Source organism: Halomonas sp. PR-M31 (genome assembly GCF_001039575.1).
Classification (GTDB): domain Bacteria; phylum Pseudomonadota; class Gammaproteobacteria; order Pseudomonadales; family Halomonadaceae; genus Modicisalibacter.
Genome location: NZ_JIBT01000045.1, coordinates 37,171 through 57,445, shown reverse-complemented (window position 1 = coordinate 57,445; position 20,275 = coordinate 37,171). Strand labels below are relative to the sequence as shown.

Sequence of the window (20,275 nt, the reverse complement as noted above, 5' to 3'; positions counted from 1 at the left end):
GTTCATCGTGGCGATAGGGTTGTTTCTCCCTTGTCGTCACGCAGTTCTCGCCGCAGTACCTTGCCTACATTGGTCTTAGGTAGCTCATCGCGAAACTCGATCAGCTTGGGCACCTTGTAGGCGGCAAGCTCCTTGCGGCACCAGGCACGTAGCGTCTCCGCGTCCAGATTCTGGCTGCGTGCCACCACAAAGAGCTTGATGGTTTCGCCATTGGTCTCATCCGGCACGCCGACCGCGGCGGCTTCGATCACCTCGGGATGGGCCACCACCACGTCCTCGACCTCATTGGGATAGACGTTGAAACCGGAGACGATGATCATGTCCTTCTTGCGATCGACGATGCGAATATAGCCATCATCCTGGAGTACCGCGATATCGCCGGTCCGCAACCATCCTTCATCGTCGAGCACCTTGCAGTCTCTGCCGGGCGCTGCCAGTAGCCTTTCATCACCTGAGGGCCTTTCACGCACAGCTCCCCCATCTCGCCAAAGGGCAGGCTCTTATCATCCCCATCAATGACCTTGACCGAGGTTCCGGATACCGGCTTGCCGATGGTGCCGAGTTGAATCGCTTCCGGCGGGTTGAAGGAAACGATGGGCGAGGTTTCCGTCAGTCCATACCCTTCGGTCACCGCACAGCCAGTCACCTCTTCCCAGCGCTTGGCCGCAGCCTTGGTCAGCGCCATGCCACCGGAGATGGTCAGTTTCAAGGAAGAGAAGTCCAGGGCGCGAAACTCATCCCGGTTGCACAGAGCGTTGAACAGGGTATTGAGGCCGACGAAGCCGGTGTACCTGGTGGATTTCAACGTCTTGATGAAGCCATTGATATCCCGTGGATTGGTGATCAGTACGGTGTGGTTACCCGTGTCCATCATCAGCAGACAATTCACGGTAAAGGTATAGATGTGATAGACCGGCAACGGCGCCACGATGGTTTCGCTGCCTTCCTCGAATATGCCCGACATCAACACCCTCGCCTGCAGCATATTGGCGATCAGGTTGGTATGGGTGAGCATCGCCCCCTTGGCAAGACCGGTAGTGCCGCCGGTGTATTGCAGCGCTGCGGTATCCTCAAGGTTACGCGAAATATCGCTATGTTCGAGCCCATGGCCTTTCTCTAAGGCCTGGCGAAAGCCGATGTGTCCGGGCAGCGAGTAACGCGGCACCATCTTCTTGACATGCTTGACTACGGCGTTGATCAGCTGACGCTTGGGGAAGCCATGCAGGTCACCAATCTCGGTGACGACTATGTGCTTGATCTCGGTACGTTCGATAATGCGCTCCAGCTTGTCCGCGACGTTGGCAAGAATGACGATTGCTTTGGCCCCGGAGTCGCTGAACTGGTGCTGCATTTCCCGCTCCGTGTAGAGCGGGTTGGTATTGACCACCACCAGACCGGCACGCAGCGCGCCGAAGACCGCTACTGGAAACTGCAGGACATTGGGCAACTGAATGGCAATCCGGTCGCCAGGTTCGAGATCGGTTTCATGCTGTAGCCAGGCGGCGAAGTCCGCCGAAAGAAGCTCCAGCTCCCGATAGGTCAACAACTTTCCCATGCAGCTGAAAGCGGGCTTGTCGGAAAAACGCTTGATCGAGGCATGAAAGATATCCATCACCGATGTGTAAGCGTCCATTCCCTTCAGAGATGGACCCGACAGGATGGTTTCAGTGGTGGGCTGGCTCATGGTCAACTCTCCGCGGTTCTGTCGCTCGTCAGCGATTTCTTGTTGTTGCCCCGGCCAGCCGGCGTTTGAAAAGCGCATTTGGCAGAAGCGTTAGCGTTTGACATAAGCCTACCAGCGTCGACTACGTTAAAACACCCGCTTGAAACTATGGTTTACAACTTATCTGCTCTATAGATCCGCAGTAGAATAACGGGCCAATACCTCTCCCTGATGCCATACCAGCAACTCCCCGGGCGCCATTCGCATCCACGCCTCGTTGTCGGTCAACGCTTCCGTTGCAATCACCGATACGATGTCATTGCAGGTCGTGTGTTCGACGAAATCGACGACAAGATCCGCGTCACGCAGCTGGGCCTTACCGAAAGGCGCTCGCCGGGTGATATGGACGAGCTTCGTGGAACAGAAACAGTAAAGATGCCGACCGTCGGAAAGGAGCAGATTAAATACGCCTAGAGCTCTCAATCGTTCACACAGCCGATGAAGCGCTGCCCACAGGGGTTGCGGATCTTCCGGTGGCTCCGGGAACTGCTGGCGCAGCTCGCCCAACAGCCAGCAAAACGCATGTTCGCTGTCAGTACTGCCTACCGGGCGGTAGAACGATAATTCAAGCGCCTGCCATCCTTCGAGCTGACCGTTGTGGGCATAGCACCACTGGCGTCCCCACATTTCCCGGGTATAGGGGTGGGTGTTGGCCAGCCCGACAGCGCCGACGTTGGCTTGGCGGATATGACTGATCACGATGTTCGACTTGATCGGGTAATCGCAGATCAAGCGAGCAATGGGCGATGCGGAGGAAGGATGGGGGTCCCTGAACTCGCGATAGCCTCCCTGCTCATAAAAGGCAATTCCCCAGCCGTCGCCATGGGGTCCAGTGTCCCCGCCACGACGCAAGAAACCGCTGAAACTGAAACAAATGTCAGTGGGTACGTTGGCACTCATGCCAAGCAATTCACACATGCGGCTCCTCTCTTTGCTGACGCCGCCGATGAATGGCGTGGCGGCGCCATAATGCAATGATACACAGCAAAATGATGCCAGCGACAATCGCCAGCCATCCTGCAGGATCGTCATAATGGTCTCGCAACAGGCGCGGCACCGTGTTGGCGATACGGCTAAGCTTCGCGTTGAGCTTTTCCGCCAAGGTGGCATCCGGTTTGGCGTCAGTGGGTGTTTCTTCCATACGTTCGCCGCTGAGCCCTTGGCGATCCAGGCTAGCATCCCCCAAGCCCCTGCGCGCATCATCATTGAGGGTCAATGCCGGTAATTCGAGAACGCGGGTTTCACTTCCAAGGGTTGCGGTAGCCGTCAAACGAAGCGGCAATGAGATAGACGGATCAAGCTCCGGCAAGTCGATGCGCCACTCCGTCGAATCGACGGTAACCACGGGCAGCTCTTCACCTTGCAGCCGTGCTTTTATACGGGTGTTGTCATCGCTTAGAAGCGGATATTCCGCTTGCAGCTTGACCTGAGTGGCCGGTTGATCGACCTGAGCGCTGACCGCCGGCAGTACATTGACTGCTTGCTGACGCAAACGCTGGAAACCCTCGCTGCTTGCCATCAACGACAACCGCGCGTTGCCGACGAAATCCGGTGCTGGCAGGCTTCCTGAAAAATGCCCGTTGTCTGAGGTCAGTTGCACCGTGCGAACGGTTTGCCCTTGCGCGTTTGCAAGCTCGGCACGAAGTGTCAGATCGGCGGGTTTACCATTTGGCTTTTTAAGAGTGCCCTGTCCTTCCACCCAGGCTTCGAGTCGAGTGACGAAATCCATGTAAAGCACCGTGGGCAATTCGGCGCTGCGCAGGGACAGAGATGAATCGATATTGATACGGCTACCCTCTCCGACAGGACCTTCAATGCGCCACTGTCCTGTCTCCGGTTGCGGTACGGTGATGATATCGAAGCGATTCTGCGCCTGCCATTGAACGTTATCAGGATGATCGCCCGCAGTATAACGCTCGCCGTCAGGGCCTATCAGCGTCAGCGCCGATGCATTGGGTCCATGAAACAAGAGAGCCGAGAAGCCGTCGATTTGCTCATCGATGGCAAAGCGACCGTCTTCCAAGGGCACTTGATCGACAGGAAAGATACGATCGACCACGTCCAGGAAGGCACGCAACAATGCTTCGGGAGATTCGGCGACTACTGCAAGCCCGCCCGTTTCCCCCGCCATTTGCTGCGCCAGGGACTGATCCACATCCGGTGAGAAGGCGATGGTATGAATGACGACGCCTTCCTGGGCGAGTTCAGGAATCAACTCATTCAACAGTCGCTTGCGAGAAGCGGCGTCCTGCTGGCGCTTATCATTGCCATTAGCAGGAATATCGACGACGCCATCGGTGAACAGAATCAGATTTCGTCTTGTTCCGTTCGCGCCTGCCTTGACCGCCTCTCGTACCGCACGCTCGATATCGGTGAACTGCTGATAGTTGGACAAGGCAGGTTTTAACGCCAATGCACGCTTGCGCCACGCTGAATCGACCGTCGAGGCAGGCAGCGGGTTGTTCACCTCGCTGCCAAACGTCCATAGCCCGCCGGTAACTCCTGAAGGTAGCAAAGAGACCAATAACTCGAGAGCGCTATTTCCCAGGCGATTGGGGTCGTTTTGTTTCATGCTGCCGGACACATCGACGACCAGGCGCACGTCGGCATCGTCGTCCTTTTCGATAGCTTTCTTGTCCTGTTCCTGAGCCCAGCTACCCGAAGCTACGAGCAGGAAGAACATCAACATTCCGGCAACCAGTAAGCGCATCGTCATTGTCCTCTCAACTCACCATCGGATCTCGTCGTTGCGAGGAAGTGGCCTGTGGACGATCCTGCCGAGCGTGTTCTTGTTGTGTGCCAGAACGCCGCTGACGCAGAAATCCCCACAGTAAGGCACCCAGCGCGATTCCAAGCCCGGCTCCTAGCAACAACAGCACCAAGGCACTACCGAAGGTCTTTGACGCATTCTGCAAAAACGCAATACCGCTCACCACCACTGCCGGTGCCAAGCCTTCGTAGGGGTCTTGACCCTCGATTCGAGACAGCGTGAATCCGGCAGGCATCCATAACAGGCCTGCCACCAACCCAGTGATTGCAAAACGTGGTAATCGAGGCAACCAGCGAATCCCGAGGTAGCCAGTCACTAGTACAAACAGCGACAATGCAAGATAACTCAGCCATAGCAATGGCATGGAGTCGGATATCAACATCACTTTATTTCCTTGTCCTGAACTCGTTGATCATGGTACACCGCGTCCAATGAAAGCACAGCCGCCGATTCGCCCGTCACACTGCTCATCTGTCACGCGCTACAAACGCGCCGAAGATCCTCATTGGCATTGGCTCGAAGATCGGGACGATTCGCGAGTGATCGATTTTCTCGAGAATGCCAACACCCAGTGTGCCAAGTGGCTGGCCCCGCTCGAGCCTTTGATCGAGGACCTTTATCAAGGGCATCTGGCACGACGCGAGCTTGCGGTTACCGGTCTGAAAACCCCGCTAGAACGTTATACCTATTGGAGTGAGACCGCCCCGGACGCGGACTATTCACACTGGTGGCGCCACCCCAATGATGATGATACCGCCAGACAGTCGGTGCTCGATCTCGAGGCAAGAGCGGCGGAGCAATCCTATTTCGAACTGGGCGATATGGCCATTTCACCGGACGAGCAGTGGCTTGCCTGGACCGAGGACAGTCAAGGGAACGAGTATTTCGATCTCTACCTGCGTCAGTTGCCGGGCGGGACGCCGCGCAAGCTTTTACGTGATATTGGCCCGGAGCTGACTTGGGCGGAGGATGATCGCACGCTCTTGTATACCCGCTACGATGCAACTCAGCGCCCCGCCAGCGTCTGGTGTTTCATGCTGGATACCCAAAATTCCCGGCTGGTCTTCGAAGAAAGCGATCCGGAATTCTGGGTCGGCATGGGCAAGACCCGCTCGCGTCAATGGCTGATACTGGAAACCGCGTCAAAGGACACCTCGGAGTGTCACCTGATACCCGCCAACTCGCCCCAGACGCCACCCCGCTGCGTAAAACCCCGGGAAAGCGGCGTGGAGTATGGCATCGACCATCGCCCTGGCCACTTTTATGTCCTGCATAATCGCGAAGCGCCCCATTTTCGGCTCGATGTGGCCCCGGAGGATCATCCCGATCAGTGGCAACCTCTGCTGTCCCATCGGCAAACCCATACCCTGGAAGACATCGATGCCTTCGACTGGGGTCTGGTGATCGCCGAGCGCGACCATCATGAAGCGCAGATGCATCTTCGGGTCATGGAATTCGATTCTTGTCATACCCTCGACAAGGATTATCGCTTGCCGCTGCCGGAGTCGCCCTGCAGCCTGATGTTGGGAGACACGCCGGATTTCGACGCCAGAAAGTTAAGGCTGAGAGAAGAATCCTTTACCCTGCCACCCCGCTGGATCGAGCAGGATCTGGACAGTGGCGAACGACGCCTGCTCAAGGCCATGCCGATTCATGGCGATCTGCTCCCGGAGCAGCTTGTTTGCCAGCGACACTGGGCCACGGCACCGGACGGAGAGCGTATTCCCGTATCCGTGGTAGCCCGCCGGGATTTACTCGGAAAGAAACCGCTCCCGACACTGCTGTACGGCTATGGCGCCTATGGCGAAGTGCTCGATCCCTGGTTTTCGGTCTCGCGCCTGGAGCTCTTGTCCCGGGGCATGGCGTTTGCAGTGGCCCATGTGCGAGGCGGCGGTGATCGCGGTGAGCCCTGGTATCTGGCGGGTAAGCTCGAGCATAAGGAAAACAGTTTTCACGACTTCCTGGCGGTACGTCACGCGCTGGTGGAGGCAAACCTGGCGGACGGCGAGCGTATTGCCGCCTATGGCGCCAGCGCAGGCGGCCTGCTGGTGGGGGCCAGTCTCAATCTTGACCCCCAGGCATTTTGTGCCGCGGTGCTCGATGTGCCCTTCGTCGATGTGCTGCGCACCATGGAAAACCCGGATCTCCCCTTGACTACCGCGGAATATACCGAATGGGGCAACCCCGAGGAGCCGGAGGCCCGGCGACGTATACGAGCATACTCCCCCCTGGACAATCTGACGACCCAGCCTTACCCGGCGGTGTTCCTGCAAGGCAGCTGGCATGATTCGCGGGTCCCGTACTGGGAACCGGCCAAGCTCTATGCCCGCTTGGTGGAACTGGATACGGCACGAGGGCCGGTACTGCTGCACACGGACATGGAAGCGGGTCATGGCGGTGCGTCCGGTCGCTTCAAGGCGTGGCGGGACAATGCGCGTCAGGACGGATTCATTCTCTGGGCACTGGGATTGTCAGAAGTGGCTGCCTGAACCAAAAGGACGCTGTTTTCAATCCTCGCAAGGCAGCACGGCGATGACATGATCTTCCCATTTGTCCTCGGAAACATCGCGCTCGGAAACAGCGAAATGGGCGACGCTGACCCGAGCGCGATGCACACTTTTTGAAGTTTTTGAAATCAACGGATGCCAATCTGCCAGGCCTCGTCCTTCATGAAGCCGGCGATAGGCACAGGTGTCCGGCAGCCAATGAAAATCACGCAGGGTCTGCAGGCTCATTTGAGTGCAGGCAGGTACGCGAGCGAAACGATGGGGGTAATCCTGGCAGCGGCATTGCTGGGTATCGAGCAGTTTGCAGGCAACGTCCAGGGTAAGGACGTCGCCACTGTCTTCATCCTCGAGCTTGATCAGACAGCAACGTCCGCATCCATCGCATAGCGCTTCCCATTCCTCATGGTCCAGCTCCTCCAAAGAAAAGCGCTCCCAGAAACGTTCACGCATGTCGCCTCCTGATCGCAGCTACCCAAGCGCTTAGTATCGCGCTTCGGTGGGCGTGCGGTACAAATCGAGTAGATACTCCTCCTTGGCAGGAGGCAATTGAAAATAGAAGCCCTTTTCATGAATGGCTTTCATTATCCGGACAGCGTCAACGCGAGCCAGTTTCTTGTCTTCGTCAAGCAGCAGCGTCATGACGGATATAGGTTTGCCGAAGCCTTCTAGCAGCGCTTCTGGCACGTCGATGAGACCTCTAAGCTTATCGACGTATAGATACATCTCCTCCTTGCGCGAACTCTTGAAAATCTCACACACCAATCTGCGCATCAGCCACCCCCCACAGCGTGACGATCAGCCTTACTATCGCCTAGCGCATGCTTGAAAGCGTCATTGAGCAATTCCCCACGCCATCCGGATGGAAGGGGCAATGGCAGGCGTTTCATATCCGCAATCACCAGTTCTTCGAGCTGGCGGCGACGCGCCAATATCTCGGCGGCGATCCCAAGCCGTTGAGCCTTATCGCTAACGACCTGCTTGAGCGCTTTGAGTCGGCGCTTGAAAGGACCCGTCAGGGGCGAAGGCAAAGGGTTGGGAAGCTGCTGCGATGTCAGATCCGCCGTACTGCGTACTATCGCCAACAGCACATCCCCCTCGCGCTTGACCATGGCTGGCTTGACCCCCTCCACGGAAGCCAATTCGTAGCGATTGCGCGGTTGAGCTTCCGCAATGGCGAACAGAATCTTGTCGCTGACCAGCCAGTTACGCGGCATGTTACGCTCTCGAACCTCCGCTTCCCGCCAGACGGTCAGCTGCTGATAAGTGGCCGAGGCGCGTGGGTTGAGACGCCATAGCTGCCGATTGCGGCGATACCACTCGCTGTCTTCGACCGGGTCGCGGCCTGCCTGGGCTATCAGTGCGGCGCAGTCCGTTTCGAGCCACTCCAGGCGACCCAGCTCCATCAGGGCTTCCCGCTGCCGGGGCCAAATGATGGGCAGATAGGCCACGTCCAGGGCCGCGTAGCGACACTGGGCGTCGCTGAGGGGTCGTTCCAGCCAATCGGAACGGGTTTCGTCCTTGGCCAACACATCGCCAGTCCAGCGCTCCACCAGACGTTGATAGCTCATGGCCGCATCTTCGCTCAACAACGCCTGCGCCAGCTGGGTATCGATCAAAGGCGCCACCGGCGCGCCAGCCCAATGGGACAACACTTCCAGATCCTCACCGCAGGCGTGCAGCAGCTTGAGCGGACCGTTCGGTCCCAGCAATTGCATGAGGGCCGCATTAGGTGCCAGCGCCTGGGGATCGATCAGATAAACCTCGTCTCCAGCACTCAATTGAACAAGGGCGGGCACCGGATGAAAACTGGATTCGCGAATGAACTCGGTATCTAAGGCTAGATACTGCGCGCCAGAAAGTGCCTGACAGGCTTGCTCAAGAGCGTCCGGGGTATCGATCCAGTGTAGTGCAGGAGTTAACGCAGGGATTGGCGACATGTGGACTTCAGTTATCTATATGAATACTTGTTGTGAATGGGGCGAATCATTCGCCGCCAAAGGGCAGACGGCCATTAAAGGCACGACTCAGGGTGCCACCGTCGACATATTCCAGCTCGCCGCCCATGGGTACTCCATAGGCCAACCGTGACATGCGAATGCCCCGCTCGCGTAGCTGTTCAGCGATATAATGCGCTGTCGCCTCACCTTCGATGGTAGGGTTGGTCGCGAGAATGACCTCTTCGATCCCACCCTCATCAAGACGCCCATCGAGCCGGTCGAGCCCAATGTCTTCGGGGCCGATGCCATCGAGCGGGGAAAGATGACCATGCAGCACATAATACTGGCCACGATACCCCCCCGCTTCTTCGATGGCGAGCATGTCCGCCGGTGACTCGACGATACATAGCAACGCCTCGTCCCGGCGAGAACTGCTGCACAGTGCACAGATATCTTCTTCCGTGAGGGTCCGGCAGCGCTGACAATAGCCAACCTCCGTCAATGCACGAGCCAACACCTCCGTCAACCGCTGCCCGCCTTCGCGATCACGCTCCAACAGATGCAGCGCCATGCGCTGAGCGGTCTTCGGTCCCACACCGGGAAGTACTCTAAGGCTTTCAAGCAGCCGATCGACCAGCGGCGAAAACCCCATTAGAACGGCATCTTGAAGCCGGGGGGCAAGTTCAAGCCGGAAGTGGCCTCTTCCATCTTGGCCTTGGAGGCGCTTTCGACCTTGCGCACCGCATCGTTGACCGCAGCGGCCAGTAGATCTTCGAGCATTTCCTTGTCTTCTTCCATGAGAGAGGGATCGATCTCGACCCTGCTCACGTCATGGCGACCGTTCATGGTGACCTTGATCATGCCCGCACCTGCTTCACCAAGCACTTCAGCCTGGGCAATCTCCTCCTGCACCTGCTGCATCTTTTCCTGCATTTCCTGGGCCTGCTTCATCAGGTTACCCATTCCGCCCTTGAACATGCTGTCACCTCTAGGGGTTGTTTATAAAATCAATCGGGCTGCGCCGCAGGCGCAACAGTCTGCTCCAGCAGACGAGCGCCAAATGCCTGCTCCAACTGCTGGATGTGGGGATCGCCACGCAACGCTTCAACCGCTATCGTGTGTCGCTCCGCGGTTTCGCGATCGTTGCGCAACTTAGGCGTCTCTATGTTATCGGGGATGGCCTCGGGCTCCACGCTCAGGCGTCGTTCGATCCCGATCTCGGAAAGGGCCCGCTGAATGCGCTCGACATGAATATCCGCATTCATTGCCGCCTGACTCGGATCGAGTCGCAGCTGCACCTGGGTGCCATCGTCCTCATCCAGAATGCAGTGGGCCGCCAGATTGCGAGTCAAGCCGGATAGCGTCAAGCGCGGAAACAGGGCCAGCCAGGCATCATGATCCAATGCATCCGGTACCTGAGGCGATATAGGTTCTTGCTGCGATTGAGTTGCCTTTTCTGCTGACTCCTCTTCTACCGGCTTTTCGTTTACCGGTTCTTCCTTGGCAGGTTCTTCTCCAGGCTCTTCTACCGGTACCGGTTCTTTCACTGGCTCTTCGACCGGTTCTTTTTCGACTGCCTGCAAGGGTTCGTCAGCATACTCTGGTGGGGCTGTCGGCAAGGCTTCCCAGGGGGGCAAATCCTGCGATTCATCCGCTTGGTGAGCATTGTCGGCGTCCTGGCCGTTCTCGTCATGCTGAACGCTTTCATGCTCGCCGCCCACGGCGCTTTCCGCCGCAGAGGGCATGGAAGAAGGTGTTTCCTGAAGCGATGGCGATGAGGAAGCGGGAGCCGGCTGAGCTTGGCTCGATTCACCGCGAAGCGGCAGCGGCGTCTGGGCCGGTTTGGGAACGCCTTGAGGGCGAAACGCCAGCATGCGCAGCAGTGTCATTTCAAGCGCAGTGCGCGCATCCGGTGCGCTCTCCATGTCGGTTCGGCCCTGCAGACCAATCTGGTAATAAAGCTGTATGTCCTCGGCGGTGAAACGGGCCGCCAGGGCAAGCAGAGCATCCCGGTCACCATGGCCGTTGTCCAGCGCATTCGGCACCATCTGTGCAATGGCCAGACGATGAAAAACGCCGGTCAAATCGTCCAGCACACCGGCGAAATCCGGCCCCTGCTCCGCCAAGGCCGCAATCTCGTTCAACACCCGCGCTGCGTCCACGTCAGCCAACGCCTCGACCAGCGCCAGCAGCATGCGCTGATCCAGCGTGCCCAGCATGGCGGCCACGTCCGGGCGCGTGACCGTTCCCTGACCGAAGGCGATAGCCTGGTCCGTGAGGCTCATGGCATCGCGCATGGAGCCGTCTGCTGACTTGCCCAGCAGCCACAGGGCATCCTGCTCGAAGGTCACGTCTTCGGCGGTCAATACCCGGTCCAGATGTTCGACGATGCGCTCCGGCGACATGTTCTTTAGGGTGAATTGCAGGCAGCGAGACAGCACCGTAACGGGCAGTTTCTGCGGGTCCGTGGTAGCCAGCAGGAACTTCACATGGGGCGGCGGCTCTTCCAAGGTCTTCAACAGCGCATTGAAACTGTGGGTGGAGAGCATGTGCACCTCGTCGATGAGATACACCTTGTAGCGCCCCTGGGCCGGGGCGTACTGGACGTTGTCCAATAACTCTCGCGTATCCTCGACCTTGGTGCGTGAGGCGGCGTCCACCTCGATCAGATCGACGAAGCGGCCTTCGTCGATGGCACGACAGCTATCACATTGACCGCAAGGTCGTGAGGTCACGCCTTCATCGCCGCGTCCGCCTGCGGTGCAGTTCAGGCACTTGGCCAGAATACGGGCCAAGGTCGTCTTGCCCACGCCGCGGGTACCGGTAAACAAGTAGGCATGGTGCAGCCGACCCTGATCCAGGGCATTGACCAGGGCACGCTGCACATGCTCTTGGCCTACCAGCTCATGGAAGGTGCGCGGGCGCCATTTGCGGGCCAGTACCTGATAGCTCATTGAGCGCGGATTCCTTGCGGGAAGAATGATGGATTTGCCGAAAAAGGAACGACTTCCGGTTTACATTCTAGCCCTTGGGAAGAGTCGCGCAAAGCGCAACGCCAGGTCGCGAAACAGCGCACATGGTGCGCCAGCTGCGTTCGAACCTGCCGGTTGCTGATCCGGATACTTTTGAATAAGGGCTGAAAAATCCGCATAATTGTCCGCTTCTCGCATTTGTTCAACAGGCGCTTAACCGTAAGCGTGCACTTATTGTGATGATTTCATGTCATCATGTCTGCTCAGCAGCCACCTGTCGTCAGTCGCTGCTGCTTCCGTATCTTCGTATGGCCTTGAGAGTCGAATTCACAGCTAAGAATCAAATCCATAACAATGGAGAATGCTAATGGGGAACAATTCTGATCCAGGCAATACACCAGACTCCGGCGATGGAATGGAAGGCATCCCTTCGCCAGAGGGCCCAACAAATCTGATCGACACCGATTACGTGATCGGTCAGGACAACATTCAAACCAGAAAGCTCGGCATCGATCTGGACCTTCACGGCAAGGTTTTCATGGTGTCTTCGCTGCTGGTGCTGTTTTTCGTCGTCATCACGTTGGTTCTGCCGGACCAGATGGGAACGGCGTTTAACGGTGCGAGAACCTGGTTGACCGGGAATCTCAGCTGGGTATTCCTGTTTGCCGCCAATGTCTTTGTACTGTTGACGGTGGTTTTGATCTTCACTCCTTTAGGCAAGGTTCGACTGGGTGGGCCCGATTCAAAGCCGGACTTCAGCTACGCCGGCTGGTTTGCCATGCTGTTCGCTGCAGGCATGGGTATCGGACTCATGTTCTACGGCGTGGCAGAACCGCTGACCCACTTCAATACCGCGCTTGAAGGTAGTGCCGGTGCACCACTCAGCGGCGCTCAGGGCGATCAACAGGGTGCCATTTCGCTTGGCATGGCGGCTACCATCTTCCACTGGGGCTTACACCCCTGGGCGACCTATGCAGTCGTCGCGCTGGCCCTGGCGCTTTTTTCCTACAACAAGGGGCTACCGCTGACCATGCGCTCTATCTTCTATCCCATTCTGGGAGAGCGCATATGGGGATGGCCGGGGCATGTCATCGATATCCTGGCAGTATTCGCCACCCTGTTCGGTCTGGCCACCTCGCTAGGATTGGGAGCCGCCCAGGCGTCCGCGGGGCTGCATTATCTGTTCGACACGCCCAACAACAACCTCACCATGGTGGTGCTGATCATAGGCATTACCCTCGTGGCGCTGGGGTCCGTGGTCGCGGGTGTGGACAAGGGCGTTCAGCGTCTTTCCCAAGTCAACATGGGGCTTGCGTTCTTGCTGCTGCTGTTCGTGATCGTCGTCGGCCCTACCCTGATGATCGCTACCGGCTTCTTTGAAAACCTGCTCTCCTATCTCAAGGATCTGCCGGCGCTATCCAATCCCTTCGGCCGCGAGGATAGCGATTTCGTAGGGGGCTGGACTGCGTTCTACTGGGCCTGGTGGATCTCTTGGTCGCCCTTCGTCGGCATGTTCATTGCCCGGGTCAGTCGCGGCCGCACGGTGCGTGAATTTTTGATCGCCGTACTGCTGGTACCGATGCTGGTGTCGGTACTGTGGATGACCGCTTTCGGCGGTACCGCCATCGAGCAGTACACCTCGGGCTTCGAGGGCGTCGCGGATGCCGCGGTCGAACTACAGCTGTTCGAGATGCTGGGCCAGTTGCCACTGTCGGCCATCACGTCCTTCGTCGGCATCGTGCTGGTCATGGTGTTCTTCATCACCTCCTCGGACTCCGGCTCCCTGGTCATCGACTCCATCACCTCCGGCGGCAAGGTGGACGCACCCAAGTCTCAGCGTATCTTCTGGGCGCTCATTGAAGGGGCGATCGCCATCGCGCTGCTGCTGGGAGGTGGCCTGGAGGCATTGCAGGCAGCGGTGCTGACCACCGGACTGCCCTTTGCCCTGATTCTGCTGGTAGGGTGCTACGCGATCGTCAAGGGGCTCATGAGCGAACCACGTAGCTAACAGGTTCGTAGCATGCAGGGGCAGGGCTTTGTAAGAAAAAGCCCTGCCCTTTTTGGTTATACTTTTTCATTGCATATCCCACGCAAGCAATTTTTTGTACAAACGACAAGGAGACGACGCCCTTGAGCAATAAATCATCCTCTTCCTCGACGAACGATGAAAGCACTGAAGGCGTTCCTACCCCGGAAGGCCCCACCAATCTCATCGATACTGATTACGTGATCGGGCAGGACAACGTCACGGCCCGAAAATTTGGCGTGAACGTCGATCTGCACGGTAAGGTTTTTCTCGTATCGTCTTTAATGGTGGTGTTTTTCGTCGCTGTCACCTTGGCGTTTCAAAACGAGGTCGAGCCGGTTTTCAGCAGCATGCGTGCTTGGCTGACCGGCAATCTAGCTTGGTTCTTCATGCTGTCCGCGAATATTTTCGTAGTGCTGTGCGTCGGCCTGATCTTTTCGCCCTATGGCAAGATCAGGCTTGGCGGCAAGTACGCGAAACCGGATTTCAGCTACACCGGCTGGGTCGCCATGCTATTTGCCGCAGGCATGGCCATCGGTTTGATATTTTATGGCGTCGCCGAGCCGATCACTCATTTCAGCGACGCCTCTGGCGGTATTGTCACGGAAAATGGCCTGCGCACGGATTCGGCACCGCTGGGCGCAGCATCTAGTGACTCCGCCAAAGCCACCCAGTTGGCCATGGCCGCCACTATCTTTCATTGGGGTCTGCACCCCTGGGCCATTTATGCGGTAGTCGCTCTGGCGCTGGCGCTTTTTTCCTTCAATAAAGGGCTGCCGCTGACCATGCGCTCTATCTTCTACCCCATCCTGGGAGAGCGCATTTGGGGTTGGCCGGGACACATCGTCGATATCCTGGCGGTATTCGCGACTCTGTTTGGTCTGGCAACATCTCTTGGCTTCGGCGCGTCTCAGGCCACCGCGGGCATGGAATATCTGTTCGGTATTCCAAACAACAACATCACCATGGTGCTATTGATCATGGGTATCACCGCCATCGCCCTGCTCTCCATTCTGGCGGGCATGGACAAGGGCGTACAGCGTCTTTCCCAGGTCAATATGGTGCTAGCGTTTCTGCTGCTGGTATTCGTGATCGCCGTGGGGCCGACCTTGTATCTCATCAGCGGTTTCTTCAAGAACCTGGCGTCCTATGTGACCTATCTACCGGCCCTGTCCAATCCCTTCGGCCGCGACGACAGCGGCTTCGTTCAAGACTGGACCGCCTTCTACTGGGCCTGGTGGATCAGCATCACGCCGCTTGTCGGCATGTTCGTCGCTCGCATCAGCCGGGGCCGCAGCGTGCGGGAATTCCTGATTGCCGTACTGTTGATTCCGTCGATCGTGTCGATCATCTGGATGACCGCTTTCGGCAATACCGCCATTCATCAGGTCGTTACTGAAGGGTTCGAGGGCGTTGAGAACGCGGCGCTGGAACTGCAGCTCTTCGTCATGCTGGGACAACTGCCCTTGTCGTCGATCACATCGTTCTTGGGCATCGTGCTGGTCATCGTCTTCTTCACCACCACCTCGGATTCCGGCTCGTTGGTGATCGACTCCCTTGCCGCCGGCGGCAAAGTAAACGCCCCCAGAATACAGCGCGTTTTCTGGGCCATCATCGAAGGCGTCATTGCCATTGCCCTGTTGCTGGGCGGAGGCTTGACGGCGCTTCAGGCAGGCGTCATCTCCACAGGACTGCCTTTCACTCTGGTACTGCTCGCCTGCTGCTACGCCATCGTCAGGGGGCTGATGAGCGAGCCGCGTGATTAAGCAACGACTTGCGTTACTTGAACGACGGTCTCAGGGCCGTCGTTTTCATGTCTGGCCGCGGAGCGTTTCGTTTATTGCCCGGGCCAAGTACCCTGACAACCGTCTAATCATCTCGCTTTATTCATGGAGTTTTCGATGACCACCACTGCCAGCAGCACGGACGATGCAGGTGCCAAGACGCAACAGGAAGGTATTCCCGCCCCCTCAGGCGAAGCTGAGCTGATCGATACGGACTACGTCATCGGTCAGGACAATTTTCAAGGCGCCCGGGCCGGCATCAGCCTTGATATTCACAGCAAAGTGTTCGGCTTTTCTGCGTTGATCATCGTCATCTTCCTGGTGTTGACCTTAGCCTTTCAAGATCAGGTAGGCCCGATCTTCGAGGGTTTGAGAAGCTGGCTGACTGGAAACCTGACCTGGTTTTTCATCCTGTCCGTGGATATTTTCCTGGTGCTGTGCCTCGGGCTGATCTTTTCGCCCTATGGCAAGGTGCGCCTGGGCGGCACGGATGCGCGACCGGATCATTCCTATCTGGGCTGGTTCGCCATGCTGTTTGCCGCGGGCATGGGCATCGGCCTCTTGTTCTACGGCGTATCGGAGCCCGTGACGCATTTCTCCGCAGCACTTGATGGCACAAGCGTCGGCGATAAGGGCATTCGTACCGACTGGGCGCCGTTGGGCGGCGCCGAGGGCCAGCCCGAGGTGGCGGCGAAACTGGGCATGGCCGCAGCACTCCTGCACTGGTCCCTGGACGCTTGGGCCATCTACGCCGTCGTGGCTTTGGCCTTGGCGCTGTTCACCTTTAACAAGGGCTTGCCCCTGACCATGCGCTCGCTCTTCTACCCGCTGCTGGGCGAGCGGATATGGGGCTGGCCGGGCCACATCGTGGACATACTAGCGGTATTCGCGACCCTATTCGGGCTTGCGACTGCCTTGGGCCTTGGCGCCGAGCAGGCCACGGCGGGGCTCAACTATCTGTTTGGCGCGCCCGGGGGCAATGTCACCAAAATCACGTTGATTCTCGTCATCACCGCCATCGCGCTGATCTCGGTGTTGGCGGGGCTCGATAAAGGCGTACGGCGGCTTTCCGAGGTCAACATGATCCTGGCCCTTTTGCTGCTGGTCTTCGTCGTCATTACCGGGCCGACCCTGGCCATCGCCACCGGCCTGTTCGACAACTTGAAAGCCTATTTCACCTATCTGCCGGCGCTGTCCAATCCCTTTGGCCGAGACGATCTCAACTATAGCCAGGGCTGGAATGCCTTTTACTGGGCTTTCTGGATCAGCTGGTCGCCGTTCGTGGGCATGTTCATTGCCCGGGTCAGCCGCGGGCGCACCGTGCGCGAATTTTTGATCGCCGTGCTGGTGGTGCCATCGCTTGCCTGCATCGTCTGGTTCAGTGCCTTCGGGGGTACTGCCATCGACCAGGTCATCGGTGGCTATACCGCCGTGCAGGACGCAGCGCTGGAACTCAAGCTGTTCGTGATGCTCGAGCAACTGCCCTTGAGCACGATAACGTCGACCATCGGCATTTTGCTGGTGCTGATCTTCTTCGTGACCTCTTCGGATTCAGGCTCGCTGGTAATAGACGCCATCACCGCCGGCGGCAAGATCAATGCTCCTACCATCCAGCGCGTCTTCTGGGCCATTATTGAGGGGCTGATTGCCATCGCTTTGCTGCTGGGCGGGGGGATCAACGCGCTGCAGGCCATGGTGGTGGCGACTGGCCTGCCCTTCGCCCTGGTATTGCTGGCGGCTTGCTTTGGCATCGTGAAGGGCTTGCGTGGGGAGCCGCGAGGCCACTGAGCGCCTTAGCAGGGTAGCTCTAGCACCACAGATCACTGATCGGGGTGTGCGGCGAATAGTGTCGTGCGATCTGGGCCTGAAACAGCTCCGCCGTGGCCAGCGCATCCAGCAACGCATGGTGTCCGGTATAGAACGGCAGGTTATAGCGCTCTCTGCTTTCCGCCAGGCGCAACGAGGCAGAGGGACGCCCGCTGAGCCGCTTCAGCCAGGCCCAGCGCCGTTTGCGATGCACCCGTGCCTCCAGCTGCATGGTATCGATCATGGGAAACAGCAGATTTTCGCCCATCCGGGTACGGGTCGCACGATCAAGAAAGGGGCGCTCAATGTTGCGATAATGCACCACCACCAGACTGCCTGCGAGCACCTCCAGCAGCTCCGCCAGTATGTCGCCGAGATCCGGCGCCGTCTCGATCTCGGAGTGGGTAATATGGTGATAGGTAATGGATTCTTCGCTCAGCGGCTGGCGGGGTTGCACCACCCAATAGTGACGTTGGGCAAGAGAAATGCGCTGCAGTGTAAAGGGCAGTGCGCCGACGCTGACGATGCCGTGGCGCACCGCATCGAGCCCGGTGGTTTCCAGATCCAGCGCCACTAATGGCACATCTCGGATGGGCGTTCGAGGATCTGGAACACCGGCGGTGTAAAAACGCTGAAGACAAGGATTGCGCGCTATCTGGGCGCGGCTTGCCATGTAGTCCGTCCAACTTGTCTGATCATGCCTTTTTGTAAGAAACGACGTCATATTTTGGTTCAACGGCCCTTCGTGGGTATCGGGTAGCGAAACTTGATGAATTTTTGAGCATGACTCAGGGTTTCAAAAGCCGCCTTGAGATAGTGCCGATCACGACTGGATATGCTCTCCGGCTCAATGCTGTTGTCCGGCTCCTGACCTGCCTCTATATCCTTTACCTGATGACGCAGACGCACCATGGAAATGAACTCGAGCGCATGACCGAGTCTTGCGCTGCCGCCTTCCGGCAGTATTCGGGCTGCATTGATCGCCTCAAGCCGGTTGAAGGTGTTCTGGGCGTTCGAGCCGCAGGCCAGGGCATGTACCCGCACCAGATCCACGAAGGGCGCAGTGCCCCGCCGCTTGAGATTGATGGTGTTGTCCTGCTTGCCATCCTTTTCCATCACGAAAGTACGAAAAAAGCCCAACGGCGGCGTGCGATTGCAGGCATTACGGGCCATGGCGGCAAGAAACAACGGGCTTTGAGATGCCTTGCTTGCAACCAGATCCTGTAGCTGTTCGACGAATACTTCCTCGCCATACACCCCGTCCAGATCGAAGAAGATCGAGCTGTCGAGCAGACGTTCGGGATTGGGCTGCTCGATCCAGGTCGAAAAATACTCTTTCCAGACAGACAAGGGCTGCCGCCAACGAGAATTGGTGGCCATGATGTCGCCCTTGCAATAGCTGTATCCGCAGGCTGCCAGGCCATCGCTGACGAAGGTGGCAAGCTTCAGAAAATAGCCGTCGTGCTCCGCGGACACGAAATCGTCACTCAGCACCAGCGCATTGTCCTGATCCGTGACGATGGCCTGTTCATCCCGGGCCATGGAGCCCAGGGCCATGAAACAAAAAGGGATCGGCGCGGGCCCCAGCTCTTCCTGGGCGAGTTCGATCAAGCGCCGGGTGAAGCTGCGACCTATGCTGGACAAGGCACGGCCGATCATCTGGGAATCCGCTCCTTCCGATACCAGCTGCACGAAGGCGGAACGCACCTCGACGCTCAGACGCTTGAGTCCAGCGACGTCGGACTGATGAAAGATGTTGTTGACCAGATAGAGGCTGCTATGGGTCTCGTAGCGCACGATATCGGACAAGTGCAATACACCGATCGGCCGGCGACGATGTAGCACCGGCAGATGGTGCACGTTGTTGCGCAACATGCACAGCATGGCTTCGTACAGGGATTCCTCGGACTGAATGGTGATGGGATTCTTGGACATCACCTCGGTTACCGGGGTGTCCGGGGTCACACCGGCGGCCAGCACCCGGGTACAGAAGTCGCGATCCGTCAGGATGCCCGCCAGCTTCCAGTGTTGACCGTCCGCCAGCGTGAATTGCCGTGAATGATCTTCATCGGGAAAGCTCAGCACCAGCACCGCGGTTGCCGACTCATCGCGCATGCGTCGAGCCGTTTCCTGAAGCGTCGATGAGGCTCGACCATGGTGGGATAGCGCCGAATCAGCTTGCGTACCCGGGACGTCATCATGTCGCTGTTGCGACGCTGCTGCTCCACGGTGGTTTTCAGTGCCGATCCGCCCTCCTCGACGAAGTCGGCGAAATCGTCGTTTTCCTCGCAAAGACGCTCGAACAAGGCTTCGGGGATGAAGTAGATCAGCGTGTCTTCGATTGCCCGGACCGGAAATTGAACGCCTCGATGACGCAACAGATCGGAGTAGCCGAAGATGTCACCTTCGCTCAGGCGGTTGTAAAGACTGCCGCTACGACGATACATCTCCACGGCCCCACTGCGGATGTAGCACAGCTCGTGGGTTTCCTGATCCCGGACCAGTATGTCGGTATCGGCCCGGTAATAGCTGACCTGAACCTCGCTCGCTACCGCATCGAGTAACTCATCTGACAGGCGATCAAAAGGCGCGAATCGCCCGAGATGGTCGCGGATTTCCAGCAATTCGGTATTCATGGGCAGACATCCAGGTCATTGGTCGATCCAGGAATTGTCAAAAGGATGAACTGTCGGGTCAAGGAAAGACGGCAGCTGTGAAAGGAAGAATGAGGCAAGACAGCTTTTAAGATG

Annotated in this window: 14 protein-coding genes and 2 pseudogenes; 4 read left to right on the top strand and 12 right to left on the bottom strand. The window is 57.9% G+C overall.

The window, feature by feature from the left end; all coding sequences use genetic code 11:
- Positions 1-2: 2 nt before the first annotated feature.
- The 4 genes and pseudogenes from CH74_RS12925 to CH74_RS12910 form a co-directional block, all read right to left on the bottom strand.
- Positions 3-1,684: pseudogene (locus CH74_RS12925) on the bottom strand (AMP-binding protein).
- Between the two features lie 168 nt (positions 1,685-1,852).
- Complete coding sequence (locus CH74_RS12920; RefSeq protein WP_048307957.1) at positions 1,853-2,641, bottom strand: class II glutamine amidotransferase; 789 nt, start codon at positions 2,639-2,641, stop codon at positions 1,853-1,855.
- Positions 2,634-4,433: a vWA domain-containing protein gene (locus CH74_RS12915; RefSeq protein WP_053070761.1), complete on the bottom strand. Its 1,800-nt coding sequence runs from the start codon at positions 4,431-4,433 to the stop codon at positions 2,634-2,636. Before CH74_RS12915 ends, CH74_RS12920 begins: the two co-directional genes overlap by 8 nt.
- A 13-nt stretch (positions 4,434-4,446) precedes the next feature.
- Positions 4,447-4,875, bottom strand: a complete 429-nt coding sequence (locus CH74_RS12910; RefSeq protein WP_048307955.1) for a hypothetical protein — start codon at positions 4,873-4,875, stop codon at positions 4,447-4,449.
- A 49-nt stretch (positions 4,876-4,924) separates the two neighbouring features.
- Here CH74_RS12910 and CH74_RS12905 point away from each other — a divergent pair, with 49 nt between their 5' ends.
- Entirely contained in the window at positions 4,925-6,982 is a 2,058-nt protein-coding gene (locus CH74_RS12905; protein ID WP_048307954.1) for a S9 family peptidase, read from the top strand.
- An 18-nt stretch (positions 6,983-7,000) separates the two neighbouring features.
- Here the strand turns inward: CH74_RS12905 and CH74_RS12900 are convergent, their stop codons facing one another.
- The 6 genes from CH74_RS12900 to dnaX are packed head-to-tail and all read right to left on the bottom strand — an operon-like array spanning position 7,001 to position 11,891.
- On the bottom strand, positions 7,001-7,450 hold the full coding sequence (locus tag CH74_RS12900) for a YcgN family cysteine cluster protein (protein ID WP_048307953.1): 450 nt from the start codon (positions 7,448-7,450) through the stop codon (positions 7,001-7,003).
- A gap of 30 nt (positions 7,451-7,480) precedes the next feature.
- Entirely contained in the window at positions 7,481-7,771 is a 291-nt protein-coding gene (locus CH74_RS12895; RefSeq protein ID WP_048307952.1) for a YcgL domain-containing protein, read from the bottom strand.
- Entirely contained in the window at positions 7,771-8,937 is a 1,167-nt protein-coding gene (rnd, locus tag CH74_RS12890; RefSeq protein ID WP_048307951.1) for a ribonuclease D, read from the bottom strand. The genes CH74_RS12895 and rnd overlap by 1 nt, the downstream gene beginning before the upstream one ends.
- 46 nt (positions 8,938-8,983) lie before the next feature.
- The gene (gene recR / locus CH74_RS12885; protein ID WP_048307950.1) at positions 8,984-9,589 is read right to left on the bottom strand and encodes a recombination mediator RecR; all 606 of its coding nucleotides are present in this window, start codon (positions 9,587-9,589) and stop codon (positions 8,984-8,986) included.
- Complete coding sequence (locus CH74_RS12880; RefSeq protein WP_048307949.1) at positions 9,589-9,915, bottom strand: YbaB/EbfC family nucleoid-associated protein; 327 nt, start codon at positions 9,913-9,915, stop codon at positions 9,589-9,591. The genes recR and CH74_RS12880 overlap by 1 nt, the downstream gene beginning before the upstream one ends.
- A 29-nt stretch (positions 9,916-9,944) precedes the next feature.
- A complete protein-coding gene (gene dnaX, locus CH74_RS12875; RefSeq protein WP_048307948.1) occupies positions 9,945-11,891 on the bottom strand; it encodes a DNA polymerase III subunit gamma/tau in 1,947 nt (648 codons plus the stop codon).
- A gap of 385 nt (positions 11,892-12,276) precedes the next feature.
- Between dnaX and CH74_RS12870 the strand changes: the two genes are divergently transcribed.
- The 3 genes from CH74_RS12870 (at position 12,277) to CH74_RS12860 (ending at position 17,507) form a co-directional block, all read left to right on the top strand.
- On the top strand, positions 12,277-13,917 hold the full coding sequence (locus tag CH74_RS12870) for a BCCT family transporter (RefSeq protein ID WP_048307947.1): 1,641 nt from the start codon (positions 12,277-12,279) through the stop codon (positions 13,915-13,917).
- Positions 13,918-14,039: 122 nt separating this feature from the next.
- A complete protein-coding gene (locus tag CH74_RS12865) occupies positions 14,040-15,701 on the top strand; it encodes a BCCT family transporter (protein WP_048307946.1) in 1,662 nt (553 codons plus the stop codon).
- Positions 15,702-15,836: 135 nt separating this feature from the next.
- On the top strand, positions 15,837-17,507 hold the full coding sequence (locus CH74_RS12860; protein WP_048307945.1) for a BCCT family transporter: 1,671 nt from the start codon (positions 15,837-15,839) through the stop codon (positions 17,505-17,507).
- Positions 17,508-17,526: 19 nt separating this feature from the next.
- On the opposite strand, the gene CH74_RS12855 is transcribed toward CH74_RS12860, so the two are convergent.
- Positions 17,527-18,249, bottom strand: a complete 723-nt coding sequence (locus CH74_RS12855; protein ID WP_048307990.1) for a 3'-5' exonuclease — start codon at positions 18,247-18,249, stop codon at positions 17,527-17,529.
- Positions 18,250-18,257: 8 nt separating this feature from the next.
- A pseudogene (locus CH74_RS12850) lies at positions 18,258-20,161 on the bottom strand (DUF294 nucleotidyltransferase-like domain-containing protein).
- Between the last annotated feature and the right edge of the window lie 114 nt (positions 20,162-20,275).